At 70.8% G+C, this 19,141-nt stretch carries 14 protein-coding genes; 7 read left to right on the top strand and 7 right to left on the bottom strand.

Going from position 1 to position 19,141, the window contains the following annotated elements:
• The first annotated feature begins 1 nt into the window (after position 1).
• The 4 genes from FNH21_RS07635 to FNH21_RS07650 all read left to right on the top strand — a co-directional run bounded on the left by FNH21_RS07635 (position 2) and on the right by FNH21_RS07650 (position 4,823).
• The gene (locus tag FNH21_RS07635) at positions 2–2,530 is read left to right on the top strand and encodes a molybdopterin oxidoreductase family protein (RefSeq protein ID WP_206687033.1); all 2,529 of its coding nucleotides are present in this window, start codon (positions 2–4) and stop codon (positions 2,528–2,530) included.
• Positions 2,527–2,988: a hypothetical protein gene (locus FNH21_RS07640; protein WP_152813529.1), complete on the top strand. Its 462-nt coding sequence runs from the start codon at positions 2,527–2,529 to the stop codon at positions 2,986–2,988. The genes FNH21_RS07635 and FNH21_RS07640 overlap by 4 nt, the downstream gene beginning before the upstream one ends.
• Entirely contained in the window at positions 2,985–3,527 is a 543-nt protein-coding gene (locus FNH21_RS07645; RefSeq protein ID WP_152813531.1) for an HPP family protein, read from the top strand. The genes FNH21_RS07640 and FNH21_RS07645 overlap by 4 nt, the downstream gene beginning before the upstream one ends.
• A gap of 204 nt (positions 3,528–3,731) precedes the next feature.
• Positions 3,732–4,823: a signal peptidase I gene (locus FNH21_RS07650; protein ID WP_338403184.1), complete on the top strand. Its 1,092-nt coding sequence runs from the start codon at positions 3,732–3,734 to the stop codon at positions 4,821–4,823.
• Between the two features lie 113 nt (positions 4,824–4,936).
• Here the strand turns inward: FNH21_RS07650 and FNH21_RS07655 are convergent, their stop codons facing one another.
• Positions 4,937–5,752, bottom strand: coding sequence for a response regulator transcription factor (locus tag FNH21_RS07655; RefSeq protein ID WP_152813533.1), 816 nt, complete (start codon positions 5,750–5,752; stop codon positions 4,937–4,939).
• 100 nt (positions 5,753–5,852) lie between these two features.
• Complete coding sequence (locus FNH21_RS07660; RefSeq protein WP_191931697.1) at positions 5,853–8,039, bottom strand: putative bifunctional diguanylate cyclase/phosphodiesterase; 2,187 nt, start codon at positions 8,037–8,039, stop codon at positions 5,853–5,855.
• A 214-nt stretch (positions 8,040–8,253) separates the two neighbouring features.
• On the opposite strand from FNH21_RS07660, the gene FNH21_RS07665 reads away from it, so the two are divergent.
• Both FNH21_RS07665 and FNH21_RS07670 read left to right on the top strand, forming a co-directional pair.
• The gene (locus FNH21_RS07665) at positions 8,254–9,039 is read left to right on the top strand and encodes a class I SAM-dependent methyltransferase (RefSeq protein ID WP_152813536.1); all 786 of its coding nucleotides are present in this window, start codon (positions 8,254–8,256) and stop codon (positions 9,037–9,039) included.
• Positions 9,040–9,110: 71 nt separating this feature from the next.
• Positions 9,111–9,512, top strand: a complete 402-nt coding sequence (locus FNH21_RS07670; protein ID WP_152813537.1) for a DUF7793 family protein — start codon at positions 9,111–9,113, stop codon at positions 9,510–9,512.
• Between the two features lie 15 nt (positions 9,513–9,527).
• Here FNH21_RS07670 and FNH21_RS07675 read toward each other — a convergent pair whose 3' ends face one another.
• Entirely contained in the window at positions 9,528–11,012 is a 1,485-nt protein-coding gene (locus tag FNH21_RS07675; protein WP_152813539.1) for an MFS transporter, read from the bottom strand.
• A gap of 88 nt (positions 11,013–11,100) precedes the next feature.
• Between FNH21_RS07675 and FNH21_RS07680 the strand changes: the two genes are divergently transcribed.
• Entirely contained in the window at positions 11,101–11,661 is a 561-nt protein-coding gene (locus tag FNH21_RS07680) for a TetR/AcrR family transcriptional regulator (RefSeq protein WP_152813541.1), read from the top strand.
• An 81-nt stretch (positions 11,662–11,742) separates the two neighbouring features.
• Here FNH21_RS07680 and efeB read toward each other — a convergent pair whose 3' ends face one another.
• The 4 genes from efeB to FNH21_RS07700 form a co-directional block, all read right to left on the bottom strand.
• Entirely contained in the window at positions 11,743–13,017 is a 1,275-nt protein-coding gene (efeB, locus tag FNH21_RS07685) for an iron uptake transporter deferrochelatase/peroxidase subunit (RefSeq protein ID WP_152813543.1), read from the bottom strand.
• A 5-nt stretch (positions 13,018–13,022) separates the two neighbouring features.
• Positions 13,023–14,225, bottom strand: a complete 1,203-nt coding sequence (gene efeO / locus FNH21_RS07690) for an iron uptake system protein EfeO (protein ID WP_191931698.1) — start codon at positions 14,223–14,225, stop codon at positions 13,023–13,025.
• Positions 14,222–15,073: an iron uptake transporter permease EfeU gene (gene efeU, locus FNH21_RS07695; protein ID WP_152813545.1), complete on the bottom strand. Its 852-nt coding sequence runs from the start codon at positions 15,071–15,073 to the stop codon at positions 14,222–14,224. The genes efeO and efeU overlap by 4 nt, the downstream gene beginning before the upstream one ends.
• Positions 15,074–15,287: 214 nt before the next feature.
• Positions 15,288–18,932 (bottom strand): coiled-coil domain-containing protein, encoded by a 3,645-nt coding sequence (locus FNH21_RS07700; RefSeq protein ID WP_152813548.1) that lies wholly within the window; start codon positions 18,930–18,932, stop codon positions 15,288–15,290.
• Positions 18,933–19,141: the final 209 nt, after the last annotated feature.

The following is a 19,141-nucleotide window of genomic DNA, read 5'->3' on the forward strand; positions in this document are numbered from 1 at the left end:
CATGGTCGATCGCATCGCTGACATCTGGGGGACGAGGACGCCCTACGCCCGGGGCGAGCGCTGGCCCGTCCGTGTCGACCAGACGCTGGCACCCGGGGTCGCCGAGGGCGACGTCGACCGCTGGGTGCAGTCCGCCTGCGTCCTGTGCAGCAACGGCTGTGGCTGCGACATCGCCGTCAAGGACGGGCGCATGGTCGGGATCCGCGGACGGCAGGCGGACATCGTCAACCACGGACGGCTCGGCCCGAAGGGCCTGTTCGGCAGCTGGCAGGGCGTGGACACCGGGGATCGCCTGACCCGCCCTCTCATCCGCGTCGACGGCGAACTCGTCGAGACCGACTGGGACACCGCGATGAACCGGATCGTGGAGCGGAGCCGGCACCTGCTCGACACCAAGGGCCCGCTGAGCCACGGTTTCTACACGACCGGCCAGCTGTTCCTCGAGGAGTACTACGCCCTCGGCATCATCGGGAAGGCCGGCGTGGGAACACCGCACATGGACGGGAACACCCGCCTGTGCACGGCCACGGCAGCCACCGCCATGAAGGAGAGCTTCGGCTCCGACGGCCAGCCGGGCAGCTACGTGGACATCGACGAGTGCGACGCCATGTTCCTCTTCGGCCACAACATGGCAGAGACGCAGACCGTGCTGTGGATGCGGGTCCTCGACCGCCTCGCCGGACCCAACCCGCCACGCCTCGTCTGCGTGGACCCGCGCGAGACACCGGTGGCCCGGGCGGCGGAGGTGCACCTCGCCGTCCGCCCCGGCACCAACCTCGCCCTCATGAACGGGCTGATCCGGGAACTCTTCGTGAACGGCTGGATCGACGACGCCTACATCGCGGCGCACACGGTGGACGTCGATCGGCTCCGGGACACCGTGGAGCGATGGACGCCCGAGGCGGTCGCCGAGACGTGCGGGGTCGGTGCCGACGACGTCCGCCGGGCGGCGGAGATCTTCGGTACGAGCGAGCGGGTCCTCTCCACGGTGCTGCAGGGGTTCTACCAGTCCGCGCAGGCGACGGCGTCGTCCTGCCAGGTGAACAACCTGCACCTGCTCCGCGGCATGCTCGGCAAGGAGGGCAGCGGGATCCTGCAGATGAACGGTCAGCCGACGGCGCAGAACAACCGCGAGTGCGGGGCCGACGGCGACCTCCCCGGATTCCGGAACTGGGAGAATCCGCAGCACGTGCAGGAGCTCGCCGACCTGTGGGACGTCGACCCGGATACCATCCCGCACTGGGCGCCGCCCACCCACGTCATGCAGATCTTCCGGTACGTGGAACTCGGGTCCATCGAGTTCCTGTGGATCTCGGCCACGAACCCGGCGGTCTCGATGCCGCAGCTCGAACGGATCCGGCGCATCCTCGACACGGACGGCCTGTTCCTCGTGGTGCAGGACCTGTACCTGACGGAGACGGCCCGGTACGCCGACGTCGTCCTGCCGTGCGCCGCCTGGGGTGAGAAGACCGGGACCTTCACCAACGTCAACCGCACGGTGCACCTGTCCGACAAGGCGGTGGAGCCGCCGGGCGAGGCGAGGAGCGATCTCGATGTCTTCCTCGACTACTCGCGGCGCATGGACTTCCGCACCCGGAGCGGAGCGCCCCTGCTGGACTGGGCCGGGCCCGAGGACGGCTTCCGCGCCTGGCAGGAGTGCACCCGCGGGCGTCCCTGCGACTACACGGGCATCAGCTACGAGCGGCTGCGCGGCGGAAGCGGGATCCCGTGGCCCTGCAACGACGCGAATCCGGACGGCACCGTGCGCCTCTACGGGGACGGCGTCTTCCCCACGGATCCGGACTACTGCGAGTCCTACGGCCACGACCTCCTCACCGGCGCCGCGACGGGCCCGGTCCTCTACCGGGCCACCGTGCAGCCCGGCAAGGCATGGCTGAAGAGCGAGGACTACCGGCCACCGCACGAGGAACCGAGCGAGGAGTACCCGCTGCGCTACACCACGGGGCGGACGGTCTACCAGTTCCATACACGGACCAAGACCGGGCGCAGCCGCGCCCTGAACCGCGCCGCGCCGGGCGCCTGGGTCGAGGTGTCGCCCGCGGACGCGGAGCAGCTGGGCATCGTGGAGGGCGACGTGGTGGCGGTCCGCTCACGTCGGGGGCATCTCGAGGTACCGGTGCGGGTCGGTGACATCCGGGTGGGCACGGTGTTCGCCCCGTTCCACTACGGCTACTGGGACGACGGCGGATCAGAGGTCTCCGCGTCGGCACATCACGCGGCCAACGAACTCACGATGACGGAGTGGGACCCGGTGTCCAAGCAACCGGTGTTCAAGAACGCCGCGGTGCGGATCGAGAAGGTCCGAGACTGCGCGGGCCCGTCCCCCGCCCCGACCACGGCGGCGTCGAGGCCTGCCTGCGCCGGCCACCGCACCGCGGGTCGGGCCACCGGCCCGGGCGGGGGTCCCGGGGCGGTGCCGGCGACGGTCGGAGGCCAGGAGGGCGAGGCCTCCGAGAGGTTCCCCGACACGGCACCGCCCCGGGTCGCTTCGAGCGAGGAGCGGCCATGAAGCTCCCCGTCTACCTCGGACTCCTCCACGAGGCCGAGCGCATCCTCGCCCGGTCCTTCCGCGTCGTCGCGGACGGCCACGGTGACGAACCCGACGTCCACGTCATCCTCGGGACCCTCGCCGGCCAGTGCGACCGGCACGTCGAGGCCCTCGAGCCTGTCATCGCGCGCTTCGGATCCGAGGTGGAGGGCGAGGAGGAGCACCGGGTCACGGCCGACGGCGTGGAGGAGGTCCGCACCGGCGCCCTCGGCCTGCTCCTCGACCTGCAGGACCTCTACGTGCTCGTCCATCACCTCGATGTCATGTGGACCATGGTGGGTCAGGCCGCGGCAGGCGGCCGTGACCGCGAGCTCCTCGACGTCGTGGCCCGCTGCGAGCCGGATGCGGACCTGCAGAGCCGGTGGCTGCAGACCCGCATGAAACAGGCGGCACCCCAGGCCCTGCTGGTCGCGGCATGACCGGGCGGATCCCGCTCCTCGAGCGCCTCCGGTCGGCTCGCGGCAGGTTGGGCGGCGGACTGTATGCGGGCGGCCTGAGCCTCCTGACCGTCGCCGTGGTCGGGCTCGTGGGGCTGGTGACCCACCTGCCCTGGCTCTTCCCCAGCCTCGGTCCCACGGTCATGCTCTTCTTCGAGTCACCCGACCAGCCGGCGTCGCGGCCCGTCAACACACTCGTCGGGCACGGAGTCGGGCTCGCCGCGGGCGTGGCCTGCTTCTACGGGTTCGGTGTGGACGGCCTGCAGTCCGCCCCGGTCGGCGGACTCACCGGATCCCACCTGGCCGCGGGTGCCCTCTCGGTCGCCGTGACCACCTTCGTCCTGACGCGGATCGATCTGCCCCATCCGCCGGCCGGAGCCACCACGCTGATCGTGAGCCTCGGCATCCTCCACACTCCCGTCCATTTCGTCACCATGGCCGCGGCCGTGGTGCTCCTCACCGGGATCGGGTGGGGTGCCAATCTGCTGCTCGGCACGCGACCTGCGTCCGGAACCGACTGAGCGGGAACCGCTTCGCCCTTTCTTCGGTTTTCTTTCGCCCTTCGGCCACGCCCTCTTTGATCGGGGTCCACCAGAGTTGTTGTCAGGAGCACACCGCTCCGCGTTCTTCCCGCCGGCTCCGGTCCGTCCACCGGAACCGGCGGGTAGCTTCACCCCGGACCGATCACCGGACCCGGAGACCAGCGGCAGCACCAAGGAGCAGGCGTGACCACCATCGATTTCCCGTCCTTCTCATCGGGTCCTCGTGCCGCAGTACGGACATCGCGCCGTCCAGTCGCAACCGTCCCATCCGGCGGCTCCGGCGCACGATCCCTTCCCGCCGAAGCGCGCCCCTCCGTCGCGCAGCGTCTCGCGAGCCTCGTCGGCACACTGCTCATGATCGTCGCGGTCATCGCCGTCCTCTTCTTCGCCATCGGCCCACGCTTCCTCGGATACCAGACCGCCACGATGCTCACCGGCAGCATGGCCCCCGGCATCATGCCGGGCGACGTGGTCGTCACCACCCTCCAGCCCGTCAGCGAGATCGAGGTGGGAGACGTGATCAGCTACCACATCCCCGTCGAGGACCATCGGGTCGAGACCCACCGGGTCACCGAGGTGGTCCGCGGTGCGGACGGGACCACGGCCGTCCGCACCCAGGGCGACGCGAACGACGCCGTGGATCCCTGGCTCGCAACCCTCGAGGGTGAGAACGTGTACCGGGCCGCAGCGGTCATCCCCGAGGTGGGCAACGTCATCCGGGCCCTCCGGACCCCGGCCGTCAGCCATGTCCTCGTCTACGGTGTCCCGGCCGTGCTGGTCGGGGCGCTGCTCCTCATGATCTGGTCACGCCGGGAGGAGGAGGACGACGACGCCGTCCCGGGATCGGGTACGTCCGTCGGGACGGTCAGAGGAACGGTCGGAGGATCGGGACGCGTCCCCGGGAGCTCCCCTCGCACCGACCATCCGGTGCTCGATCGCGGGATCCTCGACAACCTCGGCGTGGAACTGTCCAGCCATGCCGGCGCCCTGCTCTTCGCCGGGACGTTCGTCGAGATGCTCCCGCAGCGGATCGGCGCCGTCGAAGCCGCACTCATGGCCCGGGATGCCGACGCCGCCGTCGTCGCGCTCCTCAGCCTCACCGTCAGTGCCTCCATGGTGGGGGCCCGCCGGCTGGAGGAGGAGTCCTCGGCAGCCCTGGAGCTGATCGGTCGGCCCACCACACATCGGTCCCTCGTCGCGAGGCTCCGGCAGCACGGCGCGGACGTCTCGTCCGCACTGGACGCCATCCGCCACCAGGACGTCCGCCCCCACTGAGCAGTCGGCGGGCGGCGCCGGCGCGTCGGGCCCTCGGCCCCTCGGAGCCTCAGCCGGCCGGTGAGTCAGCCGGTCAGCGCGTCAGGCGGTCAGTGCGTCAGGCGGTCAGTGCGTCAGGCGGTGGCCGGCGGCATCATCCGGTACCCGACCCCGCGCACCGTACGGATGAACCGCGGTGCCTTCGTGTCCTCGCCGAGCTTCTTCCGCAGGTTCCGGATGTGCACCTCGACGAGGTGCTGGTCGTTGACCCAGCCATCGCCCCAGATACGGGAGAGCAGGGTCTCGCGCTGCCATACCCGCCGCGGGCCCGAGACGAGCGTGGCCAGGAGGTCGAACTCGATGCGTGTCAGGGGCAACTCGGAACCGTCCAGCATGGCGATCCGGCCCTCGGTGTCGATGCTGAGGGGACCGTGCCGCAGCAGGCCCTCGACGTCCTCCTCCGCGGCGGGCGCCACCGGCACGGCTTCGGCGGCCTGCACGGTGGACGCCGACTGGGCCGCCGGCGCCGCCGCAGCGCCCATGAGCGGCTGGACGACGCTGCGGACGGTGCTCCGCGGTCGCCGGAACATGGCGTTCACCCGCGCGCCCACCTCCCGCGGGCTGAAGGGCTTGACGACGAAGTCGTCGGCACCGATCTCGAGCCCGATGAGGCGGTCGATCTCGTCCTGGCGCGCGGTGATCATGATGACGTAGGCGTCGGTCAACGGCCTGATCTGCCGGCACACCTCCACGCCGTCGATGTCCGGGAGGTTCAGGTCCAGTGTCACGAGATCGGGCTGCCGTTCCCTGACCAGTGCCACGCCCTGGCGCCCGTTCTCTGCCTCGATGGTGGTGAAGCCGTTCATGCCCAGCGTCATGACGAGCAGTTGCCGCACATCGGCGTCGTCTTCGATGATGAGTGCGAGGCGCGCATCGGGGTCGGATGTCATGACTCACACACTGCCAGATCTTCGCACGACCACCGAGTGCATCGGGTGCGTTCCGGGGAAATTCTGGCTGATCCGCCCGCCGCACGTCGCCGTCCGGCCATCAGGCCCTCCCCGCTCCGACCCGGCGCTCGGACAGCCACGGTGACACCGCACCGGCGGGCAGCGGCCCGGCGATCAGGAAGCCCTGCGCGAAGTCGCAGTCCCGCGCCAGCAGCTCGTCCCGTGACCGCTCGTCCTCCACGCCCTCGGCGACCACCCGGAGTCCCAGGCTGTGGGCCAGGTCGATGATCGACCCGACGAGCCCGACCGCCCGCTGGTCGTCCTTCATCGCCGTGACGAAGGAACGGTCCAGTTTCAGCTCGTCGACGGGCAGATCACGGAGGTAGGCCAGGGAACTGTACCCGGTCCCGAAGTCGTCGATGGCGATCTGGACGCCGGTGGACCGGAGTTCCGCCAGGATGGCCGAGGTGCCGGTGGGCGAGGACATCAGGACGTCCTCGGTGATCTCGAGCATGATGCACGACGACGGCACCCCGTGGGCCTCGAGCAGGCGGGCGATCTCGTGCGGGAGGCACGCGAGGATGCAGGATCCCGACATGTTCACCGCCACCGAGACGTCCAGCCCCTCGGCGCGCCACCGGGCCACCCGACGGACGGCCCGCTGCAGCACGATGGTCGACAGCGCCGGCATCAGACCCGCCTCCTCCGCGAGCGGCAGGAAAGCGACGGGCAGGAGCAGCCCGCGCGTCGGATGGTTCCAGCGCACCAGGGCCTCCACCCCCGTGACCTCGCCGTCGGAGAGACGCACCTTCGGCTGGTAGTGCAGCTCGAACTGGTCCTCGGCGAGGGCCACCCGCAGTTCCTGGACGGTCCGCAACCGCAGGGCGCCGTCGTCGTCGTCCGAGGCGTCGTACACATGGTGCCCGCTGCGCTCGGACTTCGCACAGAACATGGCGATGTCCGCCTTGCGCATGAGGAGGCTCATGTCGGTACCGTGTTCGGGGGTCAGCGCGATGCCCACGCTGGCACTCACCTGCAGGGTCGCGGCGCCGAGCTCCACCGGGTCGGCGAGTTCCGCCGCGAGGCTCTGCGCCGTCGCGACGGCCTGCTCTTCGGTGACGCCCTCGAGGAAGACGGCGAACTCGTCCCCGCCCAGCCTCGCCAGCATGTCCCCGGGCTGCAACCGGGCGGCGAAGCGCTTGCCCACCTGCACGAGGAGGGCGTCGCCGACGTCGTGCCCCAGGGCGTCGTTGACGTGCTTGAAGCGGTCGAGGTCCAGGAGGAAGAGTGCACCGGTGCGCCCGGCCAGCAGCCGGACGGGGACGTCGGCGATCAGGGCCCGGCGGTTGGGCAGGCCGGTCAGCTCGTCCGTGCGCGCGAGGGTGACGAGCATGCGGTTGCGGAACGCCAGCGGTACCGCGGCGAGCGCGAGGGTGCAGGCCGCGAACACCACCGCCAGCACGGGGATCCGGAGTTGGCTGCCCACCACGAGGACCGCGAGAGCCGTGGCTGTGGACACGACGGGAGCCGCGAGCTCCGGGACTCCGTGCGTGGTGCGGTGGGACGCCCGCGCCGGGTTCGCGGCGCCGTCCACCCAGGCGGCGATCGCCACGATCCCGGCGACCCAGCCGACGTCGATGATCGAACCGACGGAATAGTCCTCCATGCCGAGCGCGTACGCGACGTCCGCGGCGGAGAAGATGATCAGTCCGGCGACCAGCAGCGGCCAGCGCGGTCCGATGTCCAGCCCGCGGGAGGCGAGGACGCCCCCGACGGCCGTGATCAGGAGGAGGTCGAGAAGCGGGTACACGACGGCGACGATCACCTCGAAGGGTGTCCCCCCGGCGGTCCCGGTCCTCAGCACGGGTGCGAGGATCAGGGCCATGAGCGACGCCGCGCCGAGGGCACCGACGATGCTGTCCAGCAGCAGCGGCCACGCCAGCCCCTTGAGCTTCCGGACCATCACCACGCCGAGGGCACCGAGCATCAGGGGGTAGAAGGCGAGGTACGCCACGTCGGCCACGGACGCGTAGGTCAGGGCCGCTGCACCGTCGAGGGAGGCCGCGTAGTACGCGTCACCCGCGCTGTAGGTGACGATCGCGCCGGTCCCGAGGAGCACCTGGGGCTCGGCGAACCCCGACCGCACGGACGCGCTGACGCAGAGAGCCACGGCCGCCAGCTCAGTGGCGATGCACAGCCAGCCGTCCATCAGGGGGTCGAAAGTGCCGGGGTCGCCGACGAGGAGGCCCACCGTGTAGCCGACGAGGAGGAGGACCGTCACGGACATCAGCACCCGTGGGTACGTGGGCCTTCCAGGTCGTCGCCTCTCGGCCGCGCGGGCACCGTCGCTCCGCATGCAGTCCCCGTTCTCGCAGTGATCCTGAGTCCACAGCATAGGTCGGGATGGCCCGGGACCTTCCGTCAGGCGGCGCAGGTGACCTTTTCCTGCGACAATACTTGGCTCCGACGGCGGGAAGCCCCGGCATCGGTACCCTCTTCCTATGCTCAGAATCGTCGACCAGCTCAGAATGGTGCCCGAAGTCGCGCGCCTCGCGGTGCGGACCCCCCGGAATGCCGCCGTGGCCTGGGAGGGCTACTGGAGTCGGGTCCGCACCACGGGGCCGGCGGGTGAGGTCCTCTGGGACGCGGAGATCGGGGCCGAGGCGGAGCCGTACGCCGCTGTCATGGACGAGTACATGGACCCGTCGATGCCCGTGATCGACGTCGGCTGCGGCAACGGCCGGTGGACGCGCTGGCTGTCCCGGCGTTTTCCGCAGGTCCTCGGCGTCGATGTCTCGGCGAGCGCGGTGCAGCGCGCCGGGGACGAGTCGGAGGGCGTACGGAGCGTCGCCTACCGGACCCTGGACCTGACCGTGCCCGGCGCAGGCCGCCTCCTGCGGGCAGAATGCGGCGACTGCCATGTGTTCGTCCGGGGCGTGTTCCACGTCCTGCGGCCGAAGCAGCGCGAACAGCTGGGCCGGAACCTCCGCGACCTCGTCGGAGCGCGTGGACGTGTCCTGCTGACCGAGACCAACTACCGGGGCAATCCCCTGTCCTACATGCAGAGCCTCGGGGCGAGGCCGGGCAGCATCCCGGCCCCGCTCCGGCGGGCCATCGGCGGCATCCCCGTGCCGGGCCACTTCGGGCCCGTCGAGCGGCGGGCAGCGCTGCCGGACAGCATCTGGACGGTGCTGGCGGATGGTCCCGTCCTCATCGAGGCCGTGCCGATGAGCGGCAGGACCACCACCAGCATCCCGGGATATTTCGCTATGCTGGGGTCTCGCTGATCCTTGGTCTCACGGGGGTATCCGGGGCCGATCGGCCCGGGAGCGTCAGCGGCATCACCAGGAGGTGGGCCATGCCCGCAGAACGGATCGACGGGGGCAAGGCGACCCTCGAGTTGCTCCCCAACGGCATCCTCCACCTCGAGTGGGACCGTGACAGCACCATCACCGCCGAGGACGCCGCGTTCGCGATGGCTGCGGTCGACGCCCTGGTCGGCGCCGAGGGCCATCCCATGCTCGTCGACATGGAGACGACGAGGACGGTGACGCGCGGTGCGCGCGCGGTCTTCGCGATCCCCTGCTCGGCCTCGCGCATCGCCCTGCTCGGCTCCTCGCCGGTCGACCGGATGCTCGCAAACTTCTTCCTGGGCGTGAACTCACCGCCGTGTCCCACGAAGTTCTTCACCTCGCGGCACATGGCAGTGGCCTGGCTCCAGAGTGCCGCCGGTGAGCAGGAGCATCCGGCGAGCGCCTGAGCCCGGCCTGCCGCCCTACCCGAGGTGGGCGGCCTCGCTCGAGGTGGAGAACTCGTTCCTCGCGACCCTGATCATGAACCACGAGAGCGGCGAGGCCAGCGCGAGCGCCACGGCCGCGGCCAGGAAGACCACCGAGTACCCGTCCACGAGGGACTGCAGTCCGCCCGCGGCGCCTTCGGCCGTGCCGGCGCCCGCACCCACGGTGTACAGGGCGGTGAACACGGCGGTGCCGATCGAGCCACCGATCTGCTGCGTCGCCGTCACGGCGGCACTGGCCACGCCGGAGTCCCTCGGGGCGATCCCGAGCAGGGCCACGTTCTGCAGCGGCACGAAGATGAAGGCGAGCCCGATGCCCAGGAGGAGTTGCGCGGGCAGCACCTCGAGCGCGTAGGAGCCTCCCACGGTGATGCGGCTGAGCAGCAGCAGCCCGGTGGCGGCGATCAGCGGCCCGACGGTCATGAGGATCCGGGGGCCCACCTTCGGCAGGAGCCGTGACACCACGCCGGCGCAGACGATGATCGCCGCCGTCATCGGCAGTGAGGCCAGTCCGGATACCAGGGGACTCATCCCGAGCACGATCTGGAAGTAGAGCGTGAGGTAGAGCAGGGCGCCCAGCAGGGCCGCACCCACGGCGATGGATGAGAGGTACGCGCCCGCGCGAGCGCTGTCCGTGATGATGCGCAGCGGGAGCAGCGGGTGGGCCGAGCGAGCTTCCACGAGGAGGAACAGCGCCAGCAGGACGACGCCGAGGGCGAGGAAGCCGAGGGTATCGAGACGGACCCAGCCGGCCTCGGCGCGCGAGAAGCCGTAGACCACGGAGGCGAGCCCGAGGCTCACGAGCACGGCACCCGGCACGTCGTAGCGGGTGCTGCCCTCGGCCCGGCTCTCGCGGAGCACCGGGATGCCCACCGCGATCGCGACGACGGCGATGGGGACATTCACGAGCAGGCACCAGTGCCAGCTGAAGTACTCCGTCAGGACCCCGCCGAGCAGGAGCCCGACGGCCGCACCGCCTCCGGCGATCGTCCCGTACACCGCGAAGGCCCGCACGCGATCACGCCCGCCGGGGAAGGTCACGGAGAGGATGGCGAGCGCAGCCGGCGCCAGCAGCGCGGCGAAGGCACCCTGGAGGCCTCGCGCCAGGAGGAGCGTCTCGCCCGAGGTGGCGATCCCGCCGAGGGCCGATGCGAGGGCGAAGCCGCCCATGCCCACGAGGAACGAGCGCTTCCTCCCCCAGAAGTCGGCGATCCGGCCGCCGAGAAGCAGGAGCGCGCCGAAGGTGAGGGCGTAGAGCGTGACCACCCAGCTGCGATCGCCGTCGGACATCCCGAGTTCGAGCTGGGCCTGGGGCAGGGCGATGTTGACGATCGTGCCGTCGAGGACGACGGTGAGCTGGGCCAGGGCGACGATCGCGAGCACGAGCCAGCGATTGGCCGGCGCTCGGACCGGATCGACGTCCGGTGCTGCCTGGGCCGTGGGGCCCGAGGGTGGGGTGGTCATGGATCTCCTCAGAAGTGGTGTCGGTTAGAGGGTAGGGACAGTTCCGGAGCAAGTCAAACGAACTGGTTCGTTTGGTTATACTCGAAGGATGCACTCGACGACGGACGTACGGTCCCGCATCCTCCTGGCCGCCCGGGGAGAGTTCGCGACCTACGGTCTGGCGGGTGCGAGGATCGACCGGATCGCGAGGTCGGCGAGTGCCAGCAAGGAGCGCCTCTACGCGCACTTCACCACCAAGGCGGCGCTGTTCCAGGCCGTCCTCGACACCAACGCGGCGATGTTCCACGACGCCGTCGTGCTCGATCCCGAGGACGTGCCGGCCTTCGTCGGTGCGGTGTTCGACCATGCGCACGACCAGCCGGACATCCTCCGCATGCTCACCTGGGCGCGTCTCGAGGGCGTGGACTACGACCTCCCGGGCGGCAGCGATCCCGACGTCAAGCTGCAGGCGCTGCGGCGGGCGCAGGATCTGGGGCGCATCGACGCGGCCTGGGCGGTGGAGGAACTCCTGCCCCTGCTGTTCGGCGTCGCGCAGGCATGGGTGCAGGCTCCGCTGGCGGCGCACGCGAACGCACGCCGGACACCCCTCGCAGCCCACCGGGCCGCTGCGGTCGAAGCCGCACGGAGGATCATCGGCTCGGTACGGTGACGCTCCGAGCCGGCTGCACGACGACGGCCGGGCGTACGACGACGGCCGACCGACCGACGCCGGGACCCCCGACGGCGCCCCTCAGGCCTCGAAGAGCCGCGCCCCCACGTAGCTGCCCTCGGTGGCTCCACCCGGAACCGCGAAGATCCCCGAGCCGACGTGGCGGATGTACTCGTTGAGGATGTCGGATCCCGCGAGGCTCGTCTGCACCGGGATGAAGGACCGCTCGGGATCGCGCTGGAAGCAGATGAAGAACAGGCCGGCGTCGAGGCGGCCGAGGTCGTCGTTCCCGTCCACGTAGTTGTAGCCCCGCCGGAGCATGCGGGCGCCGCCGTTGCTGTCAGGGTGCGCGAGGCGCACGTGCGACTGCTCGGCGATGATCGGCCGGCCGCCGCTCCCCGGCATGGCGAAGTCCGGCGCCGTGAACTCGTCGCCGCCGGAGAGGGGCGCACCCGTCCCCTTGGTCCGCCCGATGGAGCGCTCCTGCTCCGACAGGCGCGTCCGGTCCCACGGCTCCACGTTCATGCGGACCTTGCGGGAGACGAGGTAGGAGCCACCTGCCATCCACGCCTGGTCGTCGCCCTCCGCCACCCAGACGTGCTCGTCGACGGCTGCCGGGTCCTCCGCCTTCACATTGGCGGTGCCGTCCTTGAACCCGAAGAGATTGCGGGGGGTCACCTGGGCGGTGCTGGTGCTGGACGTGCGGCCGAAGCCGAGCTGGGAGTACCGCAGGGAGGCGCGGCCGAAGGCGATGCGGGAGAGGTTGCGGACGGCATGCACGGCTACCTGCGGATCGTCCGCGCAGGCCTGGATGCAGAGGTCCCCACCACTGATGCGCTCCTCCAGCATGTCCCCGGCGAAGGTCGGCAGCTCGGTGAGCACCTGTGGACGGCGGTCGGCGATCCCGAAGCGGTCGGTGCCGTCCGCCGTCGTAAACAGCGTGGGGCCGAAGCCGAACGTGATGGTCAGCCCGGTGGGGCCGAGGCCCATCGCCTCGCCCGTGTCCTCCGGCGGGGCCTCGTACGGACCGGCGTCCGGCGCGAAGTCACCCGCGCTCCCGCCCTGGCTCATCCGCGCAGCGGCCGCGGTCCAGTCCTTGAGGAGTCCGATCAGCTCCTCGCGGGAGATGTCGTCGACGTCGAACGCTGCGAAGTGGAGCCGGTCCTGTGCAGGCGTGGTGATCCCGGCCTGGTGCTCCCCGTGGAAGGGGTAGGACAGGACATCGGGGTCGGCGGGGCTCGCCGTCGCCTCCGGGGTGGCTCGTCCGGCGGCCACGCCCGCGCCCGCGCCGGCGGCCGCCGTCACCCCGGCGAGGGTCAGCGCCCGACGGCGGGAGATGCGGAAGGTGCGTGCCATGGCTGCTATCCGAGCAGGGTCGCGGTGATGCGCGAGAGCGGTTCGCTGAGCGCGTTGACGCGATCGGACAGCGCCTTCACGTCCTCCGGGGAGAGCTCACCGTAGGAGACGTAGGCGATGTCGCGCTGCGCGGCGTCGGGCGCACTCGTCCGGTGCTCGCCCAGCTCCGCGGCCAGGGCGTCGAAGTCCGCATCGAGGGTCGTGGCGAGGTCCGGGTCCTTGGCCTCCAGCAGGTCGCGCAGTCCGTCGACGAGCACGCGCGCACCCTCGACATTGCCCTGGAAGTCCCAGAGGTCGGTGCCCGACCAGATCTCCTCCTCACCGGTGACCTTCCCGTTGGCCACCTCGTCCATGAGGGCGATCGCCCCGTTGGCCAGCTGATCCAGGGAGAGCTCGATGTCCTGGATACCGGCGTGCAGCGTTGCCGTGTCCGCAACGAGCTGGGCAGCGACGGCCTCGCGCTCGGCTTGCGTGAGCGGCGTGTACCCGGCATCAGCGGGTGGCCACAGGTCCTTCTCGATGCGGTGCCAGCCGGTCCACTCCTCGCCCTCGGCGAGGTCCGCCTCGCGGTTGTCCAGCCGGGGATCGAGGTCGCCGAAGCTCTCGGCGACCGGCTCCACCCGCTCGAAGTGCATGCGGGTGGTCGGGTAGAGGAGCCGCGCCTCGTCGTCGTTCCCGGCCGTGTACGCGGCGGCGAAGTCATCGGTACCGGTGACGAGCTGGTCCACCTGGTCCTTCACGTACGCCCTGTAGTTGGTGACGGCGGCATCGATCTGCGCCTGCTCGTCACCGGACGGCGCGACCGCCGTGCCCGAGTCCGTGACCGTGAACCCGGCCCGGCCCACGCCGTCGCCCACCATCCCCGGCTTGCAGACCGTGTAGTAGGAGCCCGGCTGCGCGTTGACCACGAGGTCGCGGCTGATGCCCGGTCCGATGTTCTCGACCTCCGACACGATGCGCAGTCCGTCCTCGGCGAGCAGGTAGAACTCCGTGACCTGGTCCCCGGCGTTGGTGATGGCGAAGGTGAGCGGACCGCTCTCCGCCGTCGCCGCCGAGACCGCGCACTCGTCGGTGGTACTCGTGACCGTCAGGCCCGCGGATGCACCGTCGGATGACCCGGCGGACGCGTTGGGGGTGCAGGCGGTCGCGAGGAGGATGCCGCAGGCAGCTGCGAGGGCGGCTGGCCTGGAGAGGCGGGCGGTGGTCACTGGACTCCTTGGGGAAGTGGGGGCCGGACGGCGGCGGGCGCGGCGGACCTGCGCATGCTCTGCCGGATGAAGAGGGTCATGGTGGGGATGACGTAGAGCAACCAGGCGATCCCCTCGAGCCAGGTGGTCGCGGGCGAGAAGTTGACGGTGCCCTTGAGCAGCGTCCCGTACCAGCTCGACGGCGGGACCGCGGCGCTGACGTCGAACATGAGGGAGTACAGGCCGGGCAGGATGCCGGCTTCCTGGAGGTCGTGGATGCCGTAGGACAGGACTCCCGCGGCCACGACGATCAGCATGCCGCCCGTCCAGGTGAAGAACTTCGACAGGTTGATGCGGAGCATGCCCCGGTAGAACATCCATCCGAGGACGACGGCGGAGGCCAGTCCCAGCGCGGCGCCGAGGATGGGCTGGGTGGTCTGGCCGGTCGCCTGGACGGCCGACCAGATGAAGAGCGCGGTCTCGAGGCCCTCCCGCCCGACGGCGAGGAACGCGACGATGACGAGGCCCTTGCCGCCACCTGCGAGGTGGCGGTCCACCTGGCCGTGCAGTTCACCGCGCAGGTTCCTGGCCGTCCTCGCCATCCAGAAGACCATCCACGTGACGAGGCCGACGGCGATGATCGAGAGGGAGCCCCCGATGGCCTCCTGCGCCTCGAAGGTCAGGCCGTATGTGCCGTAGGTCAGGAGCGCACCGAATCCGAGGGAGAGCGCTGCGGCGAGCGAGACCCCGAGCCAGATGCCGGGCAGCAGGTCCCTGCGCCCGATCTTGACGAGGTAGGCCACGAGGATCACCACCACGAGGGCAGCCTCGAGGCCCTCGCGCAGGCCGATCAGGTAGTTCGCGAACATGGGGTGGCTTTCTTGCCGGGAAGGGCCCGTCACCGGGGCAAGGCAAGCATAACCTAACAAAGTGGCCGAGACGGGTCCTGGGATCGCCGCTCAGCCCGAGCGCGAGGACTGCACCACCCCGTCCGGAACGGCCGCCGGCCCCGGCCCCGCAGAATCTGCGGAGACGGGGCCGGCGGTGGGAACCACGGCTACTCCTCGTCGGAGAGCCTCGGTTCTAGTCCCTGGTGCTCAGCGAGCGGCGAGCCCACAGGCCGGCTGCGGCGAGGAGGCCGAACCCGGCGGCGAGCATCCCGCCGAAGGGGACACCACCCTCGGAGGACTCCTCGGCGCTACCCGTCTGGACGTTCATGCCGCGGTTGGTCCCGCTGTTCGTGGAACCCTTGACCGGAGTTCCACCGTCGACCACCATCACCGTGCCGCCGCCATCGATGTCGATGTCGATGTCGATGTCGATGTCGACCGTGACAGTTCCCGCGCAGGCGACGATCGCGGCGTCGAAGAGGTCCTCGATCGCAGCGAAGTCAGCATCGACGCCGTCGGCCTCGACCCGGATGGCGTTCGCCACCGCGACGGCGACGGCGAGACGTGCATTCGCGGCGATGATCGCCTCGAGGTTCGCCGCGGCGGCAAGAGCGGCCTCGGCGTCGTCCACGCCCACCTCGGCAGCAGCCAGGGCGAGCAGCGCGGCATCGAGATCGGCCTGCGCCGCATCGACGTCGACCTGGCCGGCGGCCTGTGCCTCGAGGGCTGCATCGAGCTCGGCCTGCAGGGCCTCGAGGTCGATCTCGGCCTCGAGGTCCGCCTGGGCCGCAAGTGCCGCGTCCACGTCCGCCTGCAGGGCATCGAGGTCGATGGCAGCCTCCGCCTGGGCGTCGATCGCTACCTGAAGGATCACCTCGAGTCCTGCCAGCTCCTCCGCCGCTGCATCACGAGCGTCGGTGGCCGCGTCCACGTCCGCCTGCAGATCGATGACCAGCTGCGCACCCTCCGCCTGCGCGTCCAGCGCCGCAGCGAGGGCGAGCCGGAGATCGGCGATGAGGTCCTCGCCTTCGGCCTGTGCCTCGAGCGCCGCGGCCAGGACCAGCCGGAGTTCGACGATCAGGTCCGCGTTCTCGGCCTGTGCATCGAGGGCCGCGGCCAGGACCAGCCGCAGGTCGGCGATCAGCGTGACGCCCGCCGCCTGGTTGCCGAGGGCCAGGTCGAGGGCGGCCTGCAGGTCGATGATCAGCTGGTCTCCCTCCGCCTGGGCATCGAGGGCTGCGGCGAGGATGACCTCGAGACCGTCCAGGACGTCCTGGCCCTCGTTGCGGGCGAGGATGGCCGCGTTCAGGGCCAGCCGGAGGTCGGTGATCAGCCCCTCGTTGGCCTCCTGCGCGTCCAGCGCCGCTGCCAGGGTGATCCGCAGGTCGGCGAGCGCGGCTGCGCCGGCCGCCTGCGCCTCGAGCGCTGCTGTCAGCTCCAGTTCGAGACCCGCGATGGTCTCGTCGCCGGCTGCCTGCGCCGCGAGCGCCGCCTCCAGCGTGACCTGCAGCTCGGCAAGCGCATCGGCGCCTGCTGCCTGCGCCTCGAGCGCCGCCCCTAGCGTGGCCCGCAGCGTCACGAGCGCGTCCGCGCCGGTCGCCTGGGCAGCGACAGCGGCCTCGAGAGCGGCGGTCGCATCGATGATGGCTTGGTCGCCGGCGTCCTCGGCAGCGATCGCCGCGGTGACCGCGGCCTGCAGCGTGAGGATGTTCTCCTCTCCCGCCGCTTCCGCGAGGACGGCAGCATCGAGGGCAGCCTGAGCGGCGACGGCGTCAGCCTGGGCGTCGGAGACTGCACCGCCCGCGAGGACGATCTCGGCGTTCAGGTCCGTCACCACGCCCTGGGCAGTGGTCTGGGCTCCGACGGCGGCGTCGACGTCCGCCTGGAGACCAACGATATTGAGGCTCACCTGCAGGCCGGCGAGGGCTTCCTGTGCCGTCACGAGGGCAGCCTGAGCAAGGTCTACTTCCGGGGTGTCTCCGGCGAGGAGCACGTTCAGTGCAGCCGTGGCCGTGGCCAGGGTGGTCTCCGCCGTCGCGGCTGCAGCTTGGGCGGAGAGTAGTGCAGCCAGCGCGGGAGCGTCATCGAGGGGATCGTCGTTCGCCTGTGCCTCCTCGAGAGCGGTCTGCGCCGCCACGACTGCCCCCGCGGTCAGGGTGACATCGGCGGCGGCGGTGTCGACAGCTGTCCGGGCGGTGGCGATGAGACCGGTCTGGATGACCAGAGCCGCGTCGAGGTTCACCTGGGCAGTCTCGACCAGTTCCTCCTGGGCCGCCAGCTGTGCGTTGGCGTCAGCGAGCACTCCGTTGGCCGTTGCGACGGCGGCCGTCGCGGTGGCGAGGACGCCCTGCGCTGTCGTGAGCTGTACCTGCAGCGCGACGACGGCGTCTTCGAGACCCGGAACCGCAGCTTCCGCTGCATCGAGATCTGCCTGTGCGTCCACAACGGCCTGCTCGAGCGCGGGCTGAGTGACCGTGGTCGCCGTGGTGAGGTTCGCCTGCGCGGTCAGGACGGCGTCGGCCAGACCGGGCAGGGCCGCGTTCGCCGCGTCGAGGTCGGCCTGCGCCGACACGACCGCATCATCGAGGAGGTCCTGGGCGGTGACGGCCGCGTCGACGGCTGCCTGTGCGTCGGTAGCGGTGGCGTCCAGCGTCGCCTGTGCCTCGAGGGCCACGTCGACGGCGTCCTGCGCTTCCGTGGCGTCCGCGTCGAGTCCGATCTGCAGCTCGAGGGCGGCGTCGAGGTCCGTCCGCACGTCCTCGACAGCGACATCGAGATCGCCCTGTTCGTCAAGGGCAATGTCGACGGCCTCCTGAGCAGCGACGGCGTTGGCGTCCAGGTCCACCTGGGCGTCGAGGGCGTCGCCAAGGTTCGTCTCCGCCGCCGTGACGGCGGCGTTGAGCTCCGCCTGGACCGCGGTGGCGTCGTCGACATCGGTCTGCGCCGTGTCGGCGGCAGCATCCAGGCCCACCTGGGCGTCGAGGGCCACATCGAGACCGTCCTGCGCCGCCTCGGCGGCAGCATCCAGGCCCACCTGGGCGTCGAGGGCCACATCGAGACCGTCCTGCGCCAGCTCTGCGGCAGCATCCAGGCCCACCTGGGCGTCGAGGGCGAGATCGACATCGGTCTGCGCCAGCTCTGCGGCATCATCCAGCGGATCCTGCGCCTCGAGGGCCAGGTCGAGCGCGGCCTGGGCTGCGAGGGCGCTCTCGTCGAGCGGGATCTGCGCCTCCACGGCTGCATCGAGCAGGGCCTCGGCTGCCGTGACATCGTCCTGGAGGCCGGCGAGGACCTCGACGGCGGCAGTGACATCCGCCTGGGCGGCATCGATGGCGGCCTGCAGTTCCGCAGCGGCGGCGATGCCGAGCGCGAGGGCTGCCTCGGCGTCGTCGACATCGGCCTGCGCGTCCGCGAGGGCCTGCGTCGCGATGTCCAGCTCGAGCTGCGCGGCGACGACCGCCGCGTCGAGCGGTGCCTGATCCTCCTCCGCCGCGTCGAGGGCCTCCTGCGCGGCGACGACGGCGGCCTGCGCGTCGGCGAGGACGATCAGCGCCGCGTCGAGCTCGGCCTGGGCGTCCGCGGTGTCACCCGGAACGGCGGCGACAAGTGCGTCGCGCTCGGCGAGGGCCACGAGGACGGCCTCGAGTGCGGCCGAGAGCTCGCCCTCCAGGGCCTGGTCGATCTCCGCGTTGGCGAGGGCAGCCCGGAACAGATCCTGGGCGGCAAGGCATTCGGCGGAGCCGGGAGCGGCGTTGGCCGGCGCGGCCGTAAAGAAAAGACCGCCTGCTACGAGAGCGGCGGTCGAACCAGCGGCAAGAATTCGGTTGTGCTGAGCCATGACAGATTTCCCCTAGAAACAATGCATCTCTGAGTGATGCGAGCCAGCCGGACGCCGTTGAACCTGAGGATTTCCTGAGACCGCGTCCTACTCCTTATGGCACACCATGCCTGTAGCGCCCGCCACGGCCGCGCGGCTAGAGTTTCGTGGCCGATCGGTCACCCGCTCGCGTGCCGCAACGGGACGAAATCAGCCGGATGGTCAGGCTG

It is taken from the genome of Arthrobacter bussei, assembly GCF_009377195.2.
Classification (GTDB): Bacteria; Actinomycetota; Actinomycetes; order Actinomycetales; family Micrococcaceae; genus Arthrobacter_D; species Arthrobacter_D bussei.

Coding starts and splice junctions, on each gene's coding strand:
- FNH21_RS07635 (WP_206687033.1), top strand. CDS start 2: ATGGTCGATCGCATCGCTGACATCTGGGGGACGAGGACGCCCTACGCC.
- FNH21_RS07640 (WP_152813529.1), top strand. CDS start 2,527: ATGAAGCTCCCCGTCTACCTCGGACTCCTCCACGAGGCCGAGCGCATC.
- FNH21_RS07645 (WP_152813531.1), top strand. CDS start 2,985: ATGACCGGGCGGATCCCGCTCCTCGAGCGCCTCCGGTCGGCTCGCGGC.
- FNH21_RS07655 (WP_152813533.1), bottom strand. CDS start 5,752: ATGACATCCGACCCCGATGCGCGCCTCGCACTCATCATCGAAGACGAC.
- FNH21_RS07660 (WP_191931697.1), bottom strand. CDS start 8,039: ATGTCCGTGACGGTCCTCCTCCTCGTCGGCTACACGGTGGGCCTCCTC.
- FNH21_RS07665 (WP_152813536.1), top strand. CDS start 8,254: ATGCTCAGAATCGTCGACCAGCTCAGAATGGTGCCCGAAGTCGCGCGC.
- FNH21_RS07670 (WP_152813537.1), top strand. CDS start 9,111: ATGCCCGCAGAACGGATCGACGGGGGCAAGGCGACCCTCGAGTTGCTC.
- FNH21_RS07675 (WP_152813539.1), bottom strand. CDS start 11,012: ATGACCACCCCACCCTCGGGCCCCACGGCCCAGGCAGCACCGGACGTC.
- FNH21_RS07680 (WP_152813541.1), top strand. CDS start 11,101: ATGCACTCGACGACGGACGTACGGTCCCGCATCCTCCTGGCCGCCCGG.
- efeB (WP_152813543.1), bottom strand. CDS start 13,017: ATGGCACGCACCTTCCGCATCTCCCGCCGTCGGGCGCTGACCCTCGCC.
- efeU (WP_152813545.1), bottom strand. CDS start 15,073: ATGTTCGCGAACTACCTGATCGGCCTGCGCGAGGGCCTCGAGGCTGCC.
- FNH21_RS07700 (WP_152813548.1), bottom strand. CDS start 18,932: ATGGCTCAGCACAACCGAATTCTTGCCGCTGGTTCGACCGCCGCTCTC.